This window comes from Paenibacillus sp. MZ03-122A (assembly GCF_024213325.1).
In the GTDB taxonomy this organism is placed as follows: domain Bacteria; phylum Bacillota; class Bacilli; order Paenibacillales; family Paenibacillaceae; genus Paenibacillus; species Paenibacillus polymyxa_B.
The window spans coordinates 83391-99994 of sequence record NZ_JANAVI010000004.1 but is presented as its reverse complement, the minus strand read 5'-3'; the positions used below and the strand labels follow the sequence as shown (position 1 = coordinate 99994).

General features: G+C 40.1%; 19 protein-coding genes and 1 pseudogene. 5 read left to right on the top strand and 15 right to left on the bottom strand.

Translation table 11 applies throughout. The features are described from left to right. Nucleotides 1–104: 104 nt before the first annotated feature. Nucleotides 105–1151: a fibronectin type III domain-containing protein gene (locus tag NLX74_RS10550; protein ID WP_069289693.1), complete on the bottom strand. Its 1047-nt coding sequence runs from the start codon at nucleotides 1149–1151 to the stop codon at nucleotides 105–107. A gap of 174 nt (nucleotides 1152–1325) precedes the next feature. Next, entirely contained in the window at nucleotides 1326–1754 is a 429-nt protein-coding gene (locus NLX74_RS10545) for a NucA/NucB deoxyribonuclease domain-containing protein (protein ID WP_302058556.1), read from the bottom strand. Nucleotides 1755–1990: 236 nt separating this feature from the next. Here NLX74_RS10545 and NLX74_RS10540 point away from each other — a divergent pair, with 236 nt between their 5' ends. Next, complete coding sequence (locus tag NLX74_RS10540) at nucleotides 1991–2779, top strand: hypothetical protein (RefSeq protein ID WP_254328676.1); 789 nt, start codon at nucleotides 1991–1993, stop codon at nucleotides 2777–2779. Between the two features lie 24 nt (nucleotides 2780–2803). On the opposite strand, the gene NLX74_RS10535 is transcribed toward NLX74_RS10540, so the two are convergent. Both NLX74_RS10535 and NLX74_RS10530 read right to left on the bottom strand, forming a co-directional pair. Further along, nucleotides 2804–3037, bottom strand: coding sequence for a hypothetical protein (locus NLX74_RS10535; RefSeq protein ID WP_254328675.1), 234 nt, complete (start codon nucleotides 3035–3037; stop codon nucleotides 2804–2806). Between the two features lie 188 nt (nucleotides 3038–3225). Then, nucleotides 3226–4640: pseudogene (locus NLX74_RS10530) on the bottom strand (transcriptional regulator). 243 nt (nucleotides 4641–4883) lie between these two features. Here NLX74_RS10530 and NLX74_RS10525 point away from each other — a divergent pair. Continuing rightward, nucleotides 4884–5336 carry a hypothetical protein gene (locus NLX74_RS10525; RefSeq protein ID WP_254328674.1) on the top strand — a complete coding sequence of 151 codons (453 nt, stop codon included), beginning with the start codon at nucleotides 4884–4886 and terminating at the stop codon, nucleotides 5334–5336. Nucleotides 5337–5455: 119 nt separating this feature from the next. On the opposite strand, the gene NLX74_RS10520 is transcribed toward NLX74_RS10525, so the two are convergent. Further along, nucleotides 5456–5902, bottom strand: a complete 447-nt coding sequence (locus tag NLX74_RS10520) for a NucA/NucB deoxyribonuclease domain-containing protein (RefSeq protein ID WP_254328673.1) — start codon at nucleotides 5900–5902, stop codon at nucleotides 5456–5458. Between the two features lie 137 nt (nucleotides 5903–6039). Further along, on the bottom strand, nucleotides 6040–6384 hold the full coding sequence (locus tag NLX74_RS10515; protein ID WP_019687473.1) for a hypothetical protein: 345 nt from the start codon (nucleotides 6382–6384) through the stop codon (nucleotides 6040–6042). Nucleotides 6385–6692: 308 nt separating this feature from the next. On the opposite strand from NLX74_RS10515, the gene NLX74_RS10510 reads away from it, so the two are divergent. Continuing rightward, on the top strand, nucleotides 6693–7118 hold the full coding sequence (locus tag NLX74_RS10510; RefSeq protein WP_254328672.1) for a hypothetical protein: 426 nt from the start codon (nucleotides 6693–6695) through the stop codon (nucleotides 7116–7118). A 44-nt stretch (nucleotides 7119–7162) separates the two neighbouring features. Here NLX74_RS10510 and NLX74_RS10505 read toward each other — a convergent pair whose 3' ends face one another. Genes NLX74_RS10505 through NLX74_RS10485 form a run of 5 tightly spaced genes read right to left on the bottom strand, consistent with a single transcriptional unit; the run spans nucleotide 7163 to nucleotide 10113 of the window. Then, nucleotides 7163–7723 carry a phage holin, LLH family gene (locus NLX74_RS10505; protein ID WP_254328671.1) on the bottom strand — a complete coding sequence of 187 codons (561 nt, stop codon included), beginning with the start codon at nucleotides 7721–7723 and terminating at the stop codon, nucleotides 7163–7165. Between the two features lie 2 nt (nucleotides 7724–7725). Beyond that, nucleotides 7726–8685: a GH25 family lysozyme gene (locus NLX74_RS10500; protein ID WP_254328670.1), complete on the bottom strand. Its 960-nt coding sequence runs from the start codon at nucleotides 8683–8685 to the stop codon at nucleotides 7726–7728. Further along, the gene (locus tag NLX74_RS10495) at nucleotides 8663–9163 is read right to left on the bottom strand and encodes a phage holin family protein (RefSeq protein ID WP_254328669.1); all 501 of its coding nucleotides are present in this window, start codon (nucleotides 9161–9163) and stop codon (nucleotides 8663–8665) included. Before NLX74_RS10495 ends, NLX74_RS10500 begins: the two co-directional genes overlap by 23 nt. Further along, nucleotides 9138–9368: a hypothetical protein gene (locus tag NLX74_RS10490; RefSeq protein WP_254328668.1), complete on the bottom strand. Its 231-nt coding sequence runs from the start codon at nucleotides 9366–9368 to the stop codon at nucleotides 9138–9140. The genes NLX74_RS10495 and NLX74_RS10490 overlap by 26 nt, the downstream gene beginning before the upstream one ends. Nucleotides 9369–9399: 31 nt before the next feature. Further along, the gene (locus NLX74_RS10485; protein ID WP_081330665.1) at nucleotides 9400–10113 is read right to left on the bottom strand and encodes a BRO family protein; all 714 of its coding nucleotides are present in this window, start codon (nucleotides 10111–10113) and stop codon (nucleotides 9400–9402) included. Between the two features lie 455 nt (nucleotides 10114–10568). On the opposite strand from NLX74_RS10485, the gene NLX74_RS10480 reads away from it, so the two are divergent. Both NLX74_RS10480 and NLX74_RS10475 read left to right on the top strand, forming a co-directional pair. Continuing rightward, on the top strand, nucleotides 10569–10871 hold the full coding sequence (locus tag NLX74_RS10480; protein WP_254328667.1) for a hypothetical protein: 303 nt from the start codon (nucleotides 10569–10571) through the stop codon (nucleotides 10869–10871). A 186-nt stretch (nucleotides 10872–11057) separates the two neighbouring features. After that, complete coding sequence (locus NLX74_RS10475; RefSeq protein ID WP_254328666.1) at nucleotides 11058–11510, top strand: AraC family transcriptional regulator; 453 nt, start codon at nucleotides 11058–11060, stop codon at nucleotides 11508–11510. A 141-nt stretch (nucleotides 11511–11651) separates the two neighbouring features. On the opposite strand, the gene NLX74_RS10470 is transcribed toward NLX74_RS10475, so the two are convergent. From NLX74_RS10470 to NLX74_RS10455, 4 genes are all read right to left on the bottom strand, one after another. Then, a complete protein-coding gene (locus tag NLX74_RS10470) occupies nucleotides 11652–12284 on the bottom strand; it encodes a copper amine oxidase N-terminal domain-containing protein (protein ID WP_254328665.1) in 633 nt (210 codons plus the stop codon). Nucleotides 12285–12412: 128 nt separating this feature from the next. Then, nucleotides 12413–14566, bottom strand: a complete 2154-nt coding sequence (locus NLX74_RS10465) for a phage tail protein (RefSeq protein WP_254328664.1) — start codon at nucleotides 14564–14566, stop codon at nucleotides 12413–12415. Between the two features lie 12 nt (nucleotides 14567–14578). Then, nucleotides 14579–15217 carry a phage tail family protein gene (locus NLX74_RS10460; protein WP_254328663.1) on the bottom strand — a complete coding sequence of 213 codons (639 nt, stop codon included), beginning with the start codon at nucleotides 15215–15217 and terminating at the stop codon, nucleotides 14579–14581. Between the two features lie 16 nt (nucleotides 15218–15233). Next, complete coding sequence (locus NLX74_RS10455) at nucleotides 15234–16601, bottom strand: right-handed parallel beta-helix repeat-containing protein (RefSeq protein ID WP_254328662.1); 1368 nt, start codon at nucleotides 16599–16601, stop codon at nucleotides 15234–15236. Between the last annotated feature and the right edge of the window lie 3 nt (nucleotides 16602–16604).

Below are 16604 nucleotides of genomic sequence, written 5' to 3'. Positions count from 1 at the left end.
TATAAAGAAGAACATCATCCGTTATTCTAATGAAGTCTCTCCTCATTGGTCCATAAAATAGTAAAAAGCTCTGCCAACCAATGAAGGTTAGCAGAGCTTTTAATTTATTTAGAGTATTCACTTACTTCAAACGTAAGGATACGATCAAACAGCATATAATCCTTACGGCTGCTGAATGGGCCTTTATTGTTATCGTGCTTGTTAATAGCATATGAAGCAGATCCTGAACCTGCCTGTTTGCCCTCATACCATGAAATGAAGTCATTGACCTCTTTCATGCTCAGGTCGAATTCTTTCTCCAAACCAGTTGTCATGGTGACTACCAGAATGGCACGGTTGCCTGAAGGTTGTTCAGGATCAGGTTGTTCGCCTCCACCTCCTTGTGGAGTGGCAGAAGCCTCATTTGAGTATTCAGAATCGACGCCATTCACTTTAGCACTGACCACAAAATAATATTTTGTTCCGTTGGTCAGGCCGGGGATAACGAAGTTGCCGTATACATCTTTAGTAGCTGTGGCGGTTTCAGTGTATTTGCCTGATTCTGTTCCGTACTTGACTGTATAGCTTTCTGCGTTCTCAATTTTATCCCATTTTAAAGTAACCTGACTGTCTCCAGCTGTTGCTTTGAGATTAGTGGCAGTATTAACATCCAACAATTTTCCATTTTTATCAATATCGATTGCATCCAAATCATAGACACCGGAAAACTGTGGAACAGTAATTGTTACATTATGCCTTCCTTCTGATAGTCCTGTTTTTTCAAATGTTAGATTTTGTCTTGAAAACGGTCCACTTTGAGAAAAAACTTCATTAACATTATCTATTGTAATCTGCACATTATTTGGCCTATCTGGATATCTTGTACCAATTAGTCTCAGTTTTGTTCCATAGAATGAGAACTTAATCTGCGCTCCTGATTGGCTCGTCCATTTTGAAGTGCTGTTGTATTCATCCCCAGAATAATCATCTACCCACGATCCAAGGTACTTAATACTCTTATTCCCATCATCATAACGTTCCCATCCTTCTTCTCGTTCAGCAAGCCTTTGTCCTACTGAAGCTGCGTAAGAACTTGAGTTAAAAAACGTGATCATTACAAACAAAAGAACTCCGAACAAAATACCAAATTTTTTTGTAAAACGAATACTCACAAATATTCCCCCTAAGTAATCTCTATAACAGATACTACGGTAATATATTCCTCGAATCATGTCTAAACATAAACTTGCTAATCTATAAATATGTTCTATATTCTTGCATATTTATTTTTTATTGGATATTAAAAATGACTCATGCCAGCTTCTATACTGGTTGAGTCCTTATCTTTATTTCACTATGAATCTTACCTTAGTTCCGTCTGCATATTTATCTAACTGATGACTTACCCATGATCCTGCTCCCCGGTTATCACTAGGCGTTATGTATCGGATATCAGCACCTGCACCGCCTTCTGCACACATTGCCATCGGCCATTCATCGCGGTCATATCCTTTTTTCGTCGGATAGCCCTTGAGCGACTCCTTCCTATTTTCCTCGGCTCCATCCCTGTCAATCGTGCATACTGCGGAATGTCCGGCTGCAATGGCATCTCTAATATGTCCCCCTGTTTCAGGGTAGCGTGAACTTGGAAACTCCAACGTATACCCAGCTACTGCTTGTTGACTGATTACTGCCGGTTCAGCATAAACACCTTGAGCAGAAAAAATAGCTGCCAACAAAAATACGATTAATCCTTTTGCGATTCCTTTTATCATATGACACCTCCATAGTATTTAATCTTCTCAATACTATATTGGGAGAAATGTCGAAGTATCGCGTATATTGTCACATAATAAAAAGAACTCATACCAGTTTTCGGGCAGAGCTCATTACTCCAGAAATTAAAAACCACATTTAAACTTATTTTTGAATATATAGACATTAATGTTTAGACATCCCTTTTTCAATTTTGTATGATTACTGAGCAAATAAACAAAAAGGGGACTTATACATGAAAAGAAAGCTCAATATAATTTTATGCTTCACTTTACTTATTACTATTTTTCTCCCATTGTCATCAGTGAGTGCCTATACTGGAGGGTATGCCAACGGAAAAAATGTAGTTGCAATGGTACCTAATACTTATTTTATAGGAAGACCGCATGTAAGCAAAGCAAATACAACGCTTATAACAGATAACAATGAAGAAACAAGCTACTTACTTCCTAAAGATAAGATGATTATGATTGATTTAGGTACAGATAGAACTATTGATTCATATAAGCTTAAAAGTGATTATAAAAGTTTAAGAATTAGTTTCTACGACCGAGACACAGGCTATATAGACCAATTAGAAACCAACGTTGGTAATGGAGAACTGACGAAGCTTCCAAATGAAAAATTGTTAGAACGTGTTAGATTTGTCACTTTGTATACGCTTAGTGGCGAAGACATTAATATTAGCGAATTCGACTTCTTTTATAGTAAAGATCCAGGGTCAACTCCAGATCCTACACCTACACCCGACCCCACACCTACTCCGGGCCCAGAACAGCCAACCGGTGAACGCGCAATCTTAGTTGTCACTATGGATACTGGTCTTGAAAAAGAGTTTGACCTGAGTATGAAAGAAGTTAATGATTTTATTGCATGGTATGAGGCTAAACAAGCGGGTTCAGGCACAGCTTCTTATGCAATTAATAAACATAAAAATAACATAGGCCCTTTTAGCAGTCGCAATGATTACGTAATATTCAATAAAATCCTTACATTTGAAGTAAGCGAATACTCAACTAAATAAACAGTACGAAGGACTCCATTCTGGCTACATACCAGTGGAGTCCTTTTTCACATCTACTCTAAATTCAAATTGATTCCGTATATAATACACCCCAGCAATCTTAACCGAATCAGGCGAAAACTTTTCTATAGTGCCACCATAGTCTATAACCGATATAAAATCCTCACCTAACGGCTGTACAACATATACTCTCACCTGGCTTAATGCAGCTCCAAATAGTTCGATATCCGACTTTAATACTTTATATGTATGGTTCATGCTATCACCTCAGTAATTCATTCGGCGCATGGTGGTAAATTCCTGCAAGTAAAAAATTCCCCGCCAAGCAATTAAGGTTAGCGGGGAATTTATTTGCTTACGTTTAAGCCCCTCCTTGTTGATCGAAAAGTACGATATTCTGATGGTGGCTATGAGTCTGAGCAGGTATAGTCACGATAAACAAAAAACTAGCTGCGACAATCAATAGCGCCATTTTTCTTAACATCAGCTATCCACACCCTTTCAATAAATTCTAAATATGCTGCCTTGGTTTCGGATACTGCATAAGCTCGATAACGCTCAAACAACACCATACATTTTATAAAATAAGTCTCATTATTTAGTGTATGATAACTTACCATTGAATACATCAAGTATTTGAAGCCATCGTCGTATGTACCTCGATATAAATGATAATAAGCTAATTCATAACTCAAACGTGCATACTGTTCTGGTATAACTTGTTTCGTATATATGTCATTAGATTGCGGAAATTGCAAAAGTGAATTAACATCCGTTTCAAAACGCTGAAGTATATCACTTACGTCTATCTGGTATCGGTTTGCCGTCATCATAATGTTCAACAGTTGGGCAACTTTATCTTGTTCAGATGTATCTGATGGTGCACCAATGTATTCAACATAATCATATAAGGCGTTTATATCTCCAGATAAAAGCTTATTTGCGACAGCGTTAGCTTGCGCCCAACCTTTGAATAAATTAATCCAATATAGTGTATCCTCGTCCATCTCTCTAACCCACTCTAAATCCGCATAGGCGTATGTATATTGTAGAGCTTGCTGATAATCGCCTTTGGCTTCACAGACACCTGCACACAGCAGGTCAGCATAAGAAATGTACACAAACAGAGGACGCGTTAGCTTGTTAGTAGATTCACATTCCCGACTCTTGTGTTCGTGTTTCAAATTATATTGAATTTCCGCTTTAGCTCTCATTAATTTAGCTATTTCGTCAACCTTGTCCCATTTACGCAAAGACCTGTACACGTTAGCTAAATCCTTCAACGCGTCAAGCTGATCTATTTCATCTAGGCGTTCCACGAAGGGTTCAAATAGTGTGGCAGCCTTAAGATTCCGGCTTTGATCGTCTCCAATCTGAATCGTGAATATGCGATATTGACAGACTGCCAAACGTTCAGAATGTTGATATTTTTCCGCTTCAGCTACCCCCTCATAGAGCAGCAATGCAGCCGCATGTCTTCCCTGCGCCAACAATTCTTCTGCAATTTCAAATAGTTTGGGTGAATACAGTAGATTGTCCATGATGGCTCCCACCACTCGACGGATCGCATCCAACTTGTCCAACTCCGCACAGCGAAACAAAAATGGCTCGATTCGCCTCATATTTGGAGGATGCTCGATGATGTAATTTTCCACGAACAAGCGTAAAAATGGCCTTCTGGCAAACCCATAGCCTCAGTAATTCGATCCAGTTGTTTAATAGACAAAGGCTTATTTCCTGTTACAATAGCACTTACTGCTCCCCTATTCATATCCGCAATATGACCAAATTGTGTTAAACTCAATCCTTCTTGTTGTAGGTATCTGTCTAATTCTGCTCTAATCGTAGGTGTATGCTTCATATCATATCCACCTTCCACACAGAAATTCCAAAACTTTTTATTATTGCATTCTATTGTTGTCCATAATTTAACAGTTGTCAATAAGTTTTGAAATATATGTCATGCAATACTTAAATGAAATATGTATTTTCGAATATTAATGGTTTGTTACCATTTTGTTAATAATAATGTACATTTTATTCCTTTTTCTGTGGTATGATTGGTTATTAGTACAAATTATACCATTCGAGAGGACGGTTTTTGATGAACTTTAAAAACACAGCAATTATCCTTACAAGTGCTTTGGCTCTAATGGCAGTAGCTCCTGTAGCTGCTTCTGCCGCACCAGTTACGGGGGTTACATTCTCGAAGGATCACGGAGGTATAGTTATCCAAAAAACTGGCCAAGAGGTACATGAGGTTCTTGGTGGGACAAGTCCAACGATGGAATTAACTGTTGAGAAAGGTTATGGACATGTAAGGATTAGAGTTCAGAATACAGGAACATCAAATCTCACTTGGAGCTTGCAGGGTAACGGGAAAGAATATGTCTATAAAACTGTTGGTAAACGAGACTCATTAACGTGGACTAGCGTTAATTCATTCCCTAATGGAATGCCTTCAGGGAAATATGTAATTCAATTCAGAGCGAACGGTAACAACGTTGAAGGCGAAGCTTGGGGTACTACTGGTCAGTTCACAGGAGACATTAACTAACCAACCTCAAGCAGGGGAGTATCTGGAGTTATATCCGAGACACTTTATGAATACAATGTTGCCATACTTAGTGTCTAGCAAAAGCCTAGCTAACCTCAGTGGTTTAGCTAGGCTTTTCACTATTTAACGATAAATTCAACTTTTGTTCCGTCAGCGTAGTCGTCTAACTTGTGACCTACCCACGATCCAGCTCCACGATTATCCTTCGGGCTTATGTACTTTATATCCGCGCCCTTTCCACCTTCTGCACACATCGCCATAGGCCATTCATCTCGATCCTTACCCTTCTTGGTGGGTACACCCTTTAGGGACAGTTCGCGGTTATGATCGGCTCCATCACGGTCAATAGTGCATACTGGTGACTTCCCGGATGCTATAGCCTCTTTTATGTGCTGGGCTGTCTCGGGATAGCGCTCTGACGGAAACTCCAGCTTGACCGTATCGGCAGATACCTGCGTTACCGGAACGGCTACAGGGTCGCTCTTAGTGGTCTTTACAACGTCTTGTTGTACGCTGCAGCCAGCTAATAGGATTGTAATTAGTACGGTGAAAATCCATCTAAACATATGTAAACCTCCCTAAACGTAAAAACACCCCACCAGCTTAGCCAGTAGGGTGTCACCGATGTTTTCAGATTGAAGAGCGTTGTTTTCTTACGTGTGAAATTGTTTATAAACGAAAATAAGAGTTATTAGATACAATATTAGTATTTAATTCTAATCGTTACTGTTTCCACTTCACCACCAAATCTATCAACAGTCGATATCTCACCAGCATATGCTCCATCTCCAACAGAAATATTTTCTGGGTCTGGATATATTTTAATAAGCCCTCTTGGGGATACTGTAAAATCATTTGATTTTCCACTCCCCATGTAGTACCAATAACCTGGACCATATCCTAATTGATAAGTCTCATTCGGATGAAGAGTAACTGTATACCTAAGCGGTTTTGCATCAGCAACTGATGTAAAAGAAGAGAAGCTTGATACAGATAAACCAGTTGTTATAAGCACTCCTAAAAATAATGAAATAAACATTTTCTTCATAATAAGTCCCCTTTTCTCAGATATAGGCTTACTATAATTTACCACAGATGAATTTGTCAAGAATTTTCTGGAAAATAAATTTAAGGCTTCATAAATAAAAGACACCCCACCAACTTGAGTCAGTAAAGTGCCCCTATGGGTTTAAATTGCACAATGGTGCTTCCTTATGTGTTGTTATCAGTATAATTCGTATGGTCTATATTGTGAATATATATAGAAAAAATTTCCTAGACCTGATAGACTATATCAAAAACATTGTAATCTATGGATATTAAAAAGGTTGATTATTTGAGAAAGGAACTGCAAATATGAACGGTTTATCACTTACTACAATAGTTGGAATTTTTGGTGCTGTTGTTGGAGGAGCTTTAGGTATTTATTTCAGTTCGTATACTGATGTAGTATGGCTAAGTTACATTATAAGATTGTCACTCGCTGCCCTGTTCGGCTCTCTTTTTTCTTTTCTTGGTTGGTACCTAAACAAAGAGGGTCTTTTAGTTAACATATTTCAACTTATAAATTTATTAGTAGGACTATTATTATTCTATTTATTATTTTGTGTAGTTTCTTTTATTGTGTTGTCTTTTACACCTTTCTCTAAAGAACTTATAAATATTTATGGAACCTATATTCCAATTCCCTTGTCCTTTTTAGCAATAATAATATATATAAAAAAGAAAAAAATTAGCTTCAAAAAATCGTATGATACAACAGAAGACGATATATATAATTAAAAAAGCTACCCTACCAGCAAAAGCGGTAGGGTATTTGCTTTACCTTACTCCGTAGTTACAGGCATTTGAACAGCTTCTAACGGCGCTGAAATAGGTCCAGGTTCAGATTGCACCTGAGCAGGAACAGTATTGGCTACCTCTGCTGTAGCTTGAGCCAAAAAATCATTAAGCTTTGCAGCCAGACCAGATACAGCTTCCTTAGCTGCTACCTGTGCTGCCTCCTCGTTTGGCTGTGCTTCAGTAGCGAGTACCGCTTTTGTTTTGGTCTTATACTCCAGATATGCCTTCTCAATCGCGGCTTGAAGCTCCACAACTGACACTGTAATGCCTTGTTCTGCCAAACGGAATGTAGCATACTGTAAAGCCTCCTGAAGCTTACGTTCTCCTCCAGCTTCTTTAAATGCTGTTTGAGCAAAGGCAAATCCTTCCCCAGCGATCTTATGAATTACTTCCCTCTGTGCTGCCGTTGTACGCGCCTCTAACCATACGTTAACCTTAGTCTTGAGTTTGTTCAGACCTCCTAAAACAAATGCTGTAAGCACACCCGCAGCGGCTGTGACAATGGTATTAACATAAGGCTGTACAGTTTCGATAATTGTTTGCATGATTACTTTTCCCCTTTCGTTTTCAACGATGCGATTTTATTCTTTGAATCCCAAGACACTACCGCCCCATAAGCATCAGCAATTGGTCTGAGCTGCACATATGCTGTACCCTCTACAAGTTGGACAGTTTGCAGCTTGGACCTGTTTAAATAGGCTTCCTTGCGGGCGTTGTCCCAACGATAAGATAGGCCCAAGGCATTTGCCAAAGACCGCAGAGGTACATAGGTTCTGGAGCCATACAGGAGTGCTTTCCCCGCTTCCTTGCCATTTGCAATAAACGTACCGGATGCGACTGTTCCCGCCTTATCTGATGCATCAGCCTGTTTTGTGAACCGCGTTCGCAACTCGTCCGCTGTACCGTTATACTCATTCATATCCACGTTCCCTCTTATTCCAGCTACCTTGCCGCTATCGCTGTACTGCCAAATATCCCACCGTTTCCATGTCACCGTGTCGCTCGGGACGCGAGTATCACTATAACGGGCTATCCATAATGGGTAACTGCCCAATGAGGCGTTAAAATTGGCTGCGAACGCATTGCCTGTATAGATAATGGGCTTGCGTCCTGTAAGTCGCTCCAGCTCCAGCAAGAAGGCCAACGCTACAGCACTAATAAGTGTTTTGGACAAGTTGCCAGGATTGTTTTCATAGTCCATTACCGCAGGAAGATCCAACGTTTTAACGCCTCCAACCTGGTCCAACACATCAGCAAAATGCTTCGCTTCTGCTTTTGCTGCGTCAACGTTGGTTGCATCTAGGAAATGGTATGCTCCCAGCAATACGCCTGCTTCCTTGGCCCCTTTGGCATTTGTTATGAATGTCGGATCAACATAGCGTTGTCCCTGACTTGCTTTAATGAAGGCAAATGAAATACCATCCGCCTTGACTGCCTTCCAATCAATCTTTCCTTGATATCGGGATACGTCGATCCCTCTTGCATTACGGCTGTTTCGTCGTTGCATCTTCCTTCTCTCCTTCCTTACCACTCTTACTTTTCAAAACTTCTACGGCCTGTCGGATCACTGGCGGGATAGGTGCGCCGAGTCTGCCGCCATTCTCCAAAATGGACAAAAGCTCATTTGCCATATAAAAATAGGCGACCGCATCCCGGAATAGGTGCGAATCGCCTAAGACTCCATCAATCAGATGGGATACTGCTACCATTGCAAAAATAAATACCTTGCGAGCGATACCGATAAGACCAATCTTGCTCTTTAAACCGGGTCCAGTGCCCTTCTTACCTTCTGCACCAGCAGCAAATAATCCGGTCACATAATCAATGATGACCAGAGCAAGTAACACCCCCAATACTCCCGACCACCCACCGTAAAAATACGTCACAGCGCTGCTCCCTAAAGCAGTGCTGAACTTAAAAACCTCCCACTTATCCACCTTGCTTCCCCCGTCTCTTTGTTCAGGAAACTTTTCCTGAGCTATCATCGTCTGTTTTCTGATCCTTTTCCTCTTGGGCCTGTATCTCTGCTAATGCATTTCCTACTGCTATATCCAATCCCTCAAGTATTTCTTTACGTTTATGTGGTTGTGAAGCAATTACAGCAGAAATGACCTCAGTCAAATCCTCAACAGGTCTGGTTAGATCCAGTTGTATATCCAATGTAGATTTTATTTTTGCCACGGGTTTCATCACCTCCCTCAGACACAAAAAAAAGACACCTTTAGTTTGCAGATGCCTTTGATTGCTCCTTATTATAAATTTTCAAAAGCCATTCACGACCTAACTGTGTAAATCTACGGTGATATATCACTTTTCCGTTATCAAGAACTTCTTGTTTGATTTCAACATAGCCGCAATCCGCAAATCTGCTATACAACAACCATGTGTCATTCTGCCTGAATTGAATCTTTCGATTGCCTAAATCATGGTTAAGAGCAATTGCTGACTTAAATCCGAGTTCTTTGGCAATCTCTGTGGCAGTATAGGTTTTGTTAACATGCATTAGGATTGCATTTGTTCTTTCCGCCTGTACTCTGGCAGCACGTTCTTCCTTGAGCTTAGTCAACAGTTCAATTCCAAAGTCAGGATTATTGAGGATATTGTCAATCACATTATCCGTAGCATATATTCCATGCTTCCTGATCGACGGCAATATTTCATCAGCTACCTTGGCCTGAAATGCTTCGGCTACTTCGTTTCTTGCCTTCATTGCCAGTCGATAAAAGATGTTTTCAGGAATAAAAGTATCTTTCGACACTTCTGTCGAAAACTTCAAATCCGATATATACTGCCTCACTCTATCCCATTTGACATACTCTGCACTTTTGGATTTGTCTGTAAATCCTAATCCGCGAGCCACATCCTCCAAATTCAATTGCGGCGTGCCGTTTCCATCAATAAATCCTCTTACTCCGTGAATTGTAAGTATATCCATTACGATCTCACCTTTCTTTGTACGCAAAATAAGCCCCTGAGTTATCAGAGGCTTTCATACTTATATCTTAAATTGGTTCTAGTGCTATAACGCTGCGGATTTTAAAGGGAAACATTGTTCAGTGAAAATAAATTTGTAAACAGACCATACGTTTTCAAGATAACAGGAAGTAAAACTCTAATTATGGTAATATAGGGGATAATCTTTTGTTTGAGTTAGGAGCGAGTTACCTATGGATCTACTCATAATTATTTTAGTGATCGGTTTTATAATCATAGTAAGTTATCTCAGGGCAATTCATATTTCTCTTCAGCGAATTATAGAATATAAGCGTAAAGAAAATGAATAGCTATTTTTAGATGTGCCAAAGTGTTGGGTGACATAGTTAAACCAACATAGAGATAATTGTTACATACTTGTTGGCTTAATCAATGACATATGGAGGTTAATAGGCAATGGATAACTGGAATGATAAAAATACTTGGGAACAGAGTGAGATTCATATTGACCAACTGACAGGCGAGATTGATCAGATTCTACACAAGATAATTAACGGGCTAGAGGATCTAGGTATAGCATACGGTATCATTAGGGAATTTAGTTATAATTCTGAAGAGCCACCAACCTGGACTATTAGTATTGAGGAATCTAAAACCGTACTCACCTTGGATATCTTATTCCAATATATGAGCCTGCATAGAAACATCGAGGATGCTTTGACTCATTTTATGCATGATCACTTTCCGTACTTTACTTAATGAGAGTATAACGGTGAAGACTATTCAACTAACGGGACATGATTGTTGAGCAGGCGGCGCTATAAGCCTACTCTTTGGGCATTAGGCGCTAATTTGACTATTTTTAAAATGGAGTTGTTTATCATTTTAAAGCATTATAAGATGGTTTCAGACATCGATGTACTTTAAAAAGAAAGAGAAGAAAATATGAAGGCTGAAATTAAAAAAATACCGTCTTGTAAAATTGCATACATGAGACAGATTGGTCCTTATGGTATTGCAAATTCACAACTAATGGAGAAATTTAAATATTGGGTTAAATCAAATAATTTATTTAATAATACATCTATTATCCTTGGTATTGCCCAAGATAATCCTGCATTTGTGAAGCCGGAAAATTGTCGCTACGATGCATGTGTGGTTCTTCCTGATGATTTCTGTGTTAACACTGATGAAGTAAACTTAAGCAACATTAGTGGAGGAAGATACGCTGTTTTTAAAATAAATCATACAGCAGAAGCTGTTCAAAAGGCTTGGACTGAAATATTCCTGGAGTTGGAAAGTCAAAAGTTCAGCTTAGATGAAACCAGACCTATCTTGGAGCGATATACAGTTGAACTTATTAATAATCATTATTGCGAAATTTGCGTCCCGATTTAATAAACGTATTAAGGCATAGGGGTGCTTCTATTATTGAAGGCAGTCTAATACATTCCCTTATATAAGAGTAAAAGCCCTCTGTTTAAGAGGGCTTTTGTGTATAAAGTATATAGTTTGTTTATTACGTAATTAGTACGGATTTTATTTAAGTGCCGCTATAGCTTTATTTATTTCTTCTAGTTCAGTCTTATATTTAGTTATAGTACTCTCTGTTTTTTGTAATTGTTCCTCTGTCTCTTTAGTCTCAACATCCAATTTATCCATAAAATTTTTATTACCTGAGTACTCCTGTCTAAATTTGTTGTATTTTTCAAGTGATTCTATATAGCCCTGCTTACTCTTTTCATAAACAGGTATAGACTTTTCCAAATCCCCTTTTCTCATCTCCAGTCTCGTAATACTCCAATCCTTAAACTCACCAGACGTCACTACTTTGTCAAAAGAAGAATCCTTATTTTCAACAGATGAAACGTTTGTATTAGACAATTCTGTTGTAGTTGTATCGGATGATTTATCTGTAAGTATTTGAATTGTTTTTCCATCCACTTTCACACCAGCTCCTAATGAGTCGGATACCGCACGCAAAGGTACATGTGCTTTGCCATCAACTACAATAGCATTTTCTGTTAACGAACTACCATTTACCTTAACGGAGTATTCTCCAGCTACCGTATGTCCAACTAAAGATTTTATTTGATCCGCAAAAGCACTGCCAGCCGTAGCAACAACCGCACCAATTATTACACCACTAAGTAAATAAGACCATTTTTTCATGAGTCTTGCCTCCCGTATAGTATATATGTCCTAATATTACCATCGGTAGAAGGTGCAGTAAACACAATGTTTGCGAACTAATAAACCAGCTCAAGATGATTTTAGTTTAAAAGAATGTATGGTAAGCACTATGTTGTTGACTTGCTTGAATTTCCACCAGCAGGAATATTAACGGTTGCAACAGTCCTTGTACGGCTAAACAATTTTAAATTTCTTGACCCAGGATCAAAAGTAGCATTTATAATTACATCATCATACATATCACCTCTTATTAAGGCGGCATCATTCTGTAAATTGCTGATTGATTTTTCTAGACCATCAATATCGCCAAGCTTTAGACTAAGACCACTCACAAATGCCTCAGAGAAATCTACAGGACCTTTTAAATAAGTGGCATCGTCTACAGATCGAATAATAATAGGTCCCATGTTACCTAAACGAAATCCTTCTCTATCTCCGTAGACACTTCCTCTTGGCGAGCCATCATCCATAAACAATAATCCGCCTCCGTCATTGTACTGCCCTAATGAAACAGCTTCTCCACCGCGTGAGTTATAGGCAGTGAGACCAGTAGAATTTATTTCAATACGGCGACCTTCTTTCGCCGTTCGAAACAAGGCTCCTGTAATAATACCGCCCTCGATCTCATTACCGATTAACTTACTACCACGTATCGTACTTGCATTAACTGTACTAGCCCTAATATCTGAAGCATTCATTTCTGAGTTGTCAATTTGGCCCGTAAGCTTGATTGACCTGGCAACAACATTCCCCTGCATATCTACTTTGAACGGTGCAATAGTATAGTCATCGTTTCCGGCACTAATTCCGTCAGTATTTATTTTGGTTACGTTATTACCACTACCAATAACTAAAGAAACGAAGCTACCAAGTTGCCCAATAATCTGTTCTGCCAATACTCCGCGAGCAGTTATAGCAGCGCGGATCGTTTTCCAACCATCTGTTGATATGCCTATCCCCTTTGAGGTCAGACGTACTTGTTCCAATGGATTTGTCTTTTCTTGAGCCAAGATTCCGCCTTCTGGTGGATAAATCAATTCCGTTTTACTGTTGTTGATATCAATGACAGCTTGTTTGGCATATGCTTCAAAAACTTCTGTTCGGATCTTTCCGTTACTAAATGAGTTATTAACAATGTTCTTACTTCTCTCCAAGTCACTGATAATGTCCGCATAGTCTCGTAAATTGACATTGGATATCGTAGGTTCACTATGTTTGTCACGGCTATATGGATACTCTGTAAGCTCTGTTATTCGGGCTTTGAGTTTGTTCATATCCATAGCCGGATCAATACACATTACCGTGTCACCTAAATGCGGTTCTGGTTCTGTATTGTCAATTTTAAATAGGTCAGCCGTTGATACGGTAACTTCTAGTGTTACGTTCTCTTGCTCCCTGAGAGCCTTTCGAGTAACCTTAAGCAACTCTTCAGGTTCTTCAATATCCTGCTCTATGATTTCCCCATCATAAAAAGGAACTGACTCGCTGGCCCAATACTGAGCATAAGGTGAAATTAAATAGTTAACAGCCAGCTTCCCGTTTACGATCGTTCCCGGCACACCGGAAAGCAAACTCCGCTCCTCGTCCGTCAGTTTGGACGCATCCATTCCGATAAAAGTTCGTCCGTCCTTCATCTGAGCGAACATCCTGGTCACCAAGGATTCGCCTTTATCCTTAAAGGAACTAGATATGATATTCTTTTTAAGCCGATACTGTAATCCGTTGTCAGTCCCGATCTTTTTTCTCAGGTTAATTGTGAAGTTGTCTGGCTCGACTTCACATTCATACATCTGAATGATTTTATTAAGCGCTTCAAGACAATTGCCTCGCCCAAAGTCCTTAACATCGTGCAAATCAAATGTGTCGTGAATAACGAACTTAAACCGTCCGCCTGTAGCAGCTGTAATCAGGTCTGTAAGCTGGTTGATATGGATACCATAGGCTTCTGCAATGTAAGACGCATACGGAAACTTGTAATCGTTCAGTTTGAACATAACATGATTGCAATAAATATTTGCAGTCAGCTTTCGGCCTTCCCTTGATCGACTACGAGACTGAATGACATAAAATTGACCACGCTCATCCCGAACGTGGCCCTTGATTGCTATCTTGTCCCTATAGTCTTCACTGGTCATTGGGACCATAAAAGTTAACTCGTAGTCACTGTTAATCCTGCGGCGGCGCTGAATGTCATAAGAGTCCACTAGCGTCCCAACACGCCGCATATTCTTATCAAATACTTGCATAGTTGGAGTAGCCATAAGTCACCTCTCTTAATATAAGAATTTATCTCGGTGTGTAATACGGAACAAAACCGTTCGGCCTGTCTCTGGGTCTGTCCAGGTCAGGTTGTTGTTTCCGAGATTCAGATCGAAGAAATCACCATTGTAAAGATGCGAGACGTTCTGACCATTTCTCATAATTTTGAATTTTCCTGCATCTATAGTAATGACTTCACCAGGACGGAATACGTCCGTAAACTCAATATAATCTGTATGGAATCGGCTGGCCTCGGCAGGCTGCAATCGTCCCTCTCCCGACATAGGTAAAGCTTGTAGAATAATTTCACGAGTATACTGTGCATCTGTTACGCGTCCATCGCCGGACATTGGCATAGCCTCTAGGTCATAAGACCGAACAAAATCAGATTGCGCCCGGCCTTCTCCTGAAAGTTCCACGCCTGCGGTCATATCTAAATTAAAGTCCAATATATATTCCGTGACCGTTTCTATGTCCGTGACATTGAAGGACATTAGGTTAAATGCATTGTCAGCTTCGGCCCCACTATTCTCTTTACGCCGGGAATACATTTGTGCCTGACCGGATAAATGAGCGGATAGATCTATTACATTCCCATCCGTTGAACTGCCCGAATTAAGAGCAAGGCCATTAAATCCACCTGTATTAAACATAGACCTCCCTCCTAAATTAAGTCCTTCTTTGCCCGATACATGTAAGCCTCATCTGTGTGTTATAAACATTGTGTTCTGCCGAATCACTTTGAAAGACTTTGAATGATATTACGTCTCCTGCTGCTAGATATTGTTGATCATCCATCGTTAAAAATGTGACCAGTCCCGTACCTAGCCCAGCTCCTTGGCGGGTAGTTAAGTTGCTCCCATTTTTGTACACCGTTATATCAGCGATTTTAGTATTTGGAAGGCTTTCTATCGTAGCTAGAAAATTGATGTGATACCAGCCACTTTTACTAATAACCACCGTGTTTCCAACGTGCATACTATAGCTGTCTTCCATCACTGTAGTAACGGGTACGTCAGCAGGCGCGGAATTAGCTGGCAAGGTGTATCCCCCGCTACGAAGGTACACAAAAGGCGTATTCCCGAATATTTGACCTGATAATGGCGATTTTTCATCTGTTACACCCTTCGGAACAGTTCCAGCCACGACGATAATAGAACCCAACTGCGACTGTATACCTGTAACATTCCCGGACCCTGTGCAATTTTCGATATAGAACCAAGAACGGGCATCTGCTGCAATGCCGATATTGCGATTCGATATTTTACAGTTTACGATTCGTGCATTAGCGTCATAGCTACTAATACCGTGCTGGCTTGTTGAAGCACCTTCAATAACCACATTTTCAATCAAAGTTCGATTACAGTAGACCAGAGATATACCAACCTTTTCAGTTGTTGTGATTGTCATATTGTAGATGCCTGCACGGTTTGTAAAATTGTCTAATGTGACAGATTTAACCTTGTATAAGCTAGCATCTTCTGTTTCTCCCTTTAGTTCCAGCGTCTGAGCACGCAGCTTGTGCTTCATCTCAACATCTTCATCATACGTTCCTGGTAACAGCACAATGGAGAACCGGGACAGGCTTATAGGCTTCATGACGCTCACAGCTTTGGCAATGGTCTTGAATGCCTCGGCCTTAGTCAGACCATCATTAGAGTCTGAACCGTTAACAGCATCCACGTAATATATAAAGGCATCCGTTAGCTCCATGCCTTGTAATTTATCGTCAATGGCTCCAATGTTTTTTTGTACTGCTCGCAAGTCGGACGCGGTAAAATTACGTGCCACCACAGCCCCGGATGCCCAAGCACGCGCTACACCTTCAAACCCGCGCATACAGCCTTTAAGCGTGTTATCTTCTATGCTTGTATATGTGATCGTTTCCGCTACATCCCCATTACCTACAACCGCTATACCCTCACCTTGAAGCAATACAGCAGCGTTGGTTACCTTGATTTCGGTCTGAGTCGCGTTAATGATTTCAGCCAGTTCAGTCCGTGGTGAATTTGCTACTGGAGCGTACATTTTTTCCATAAT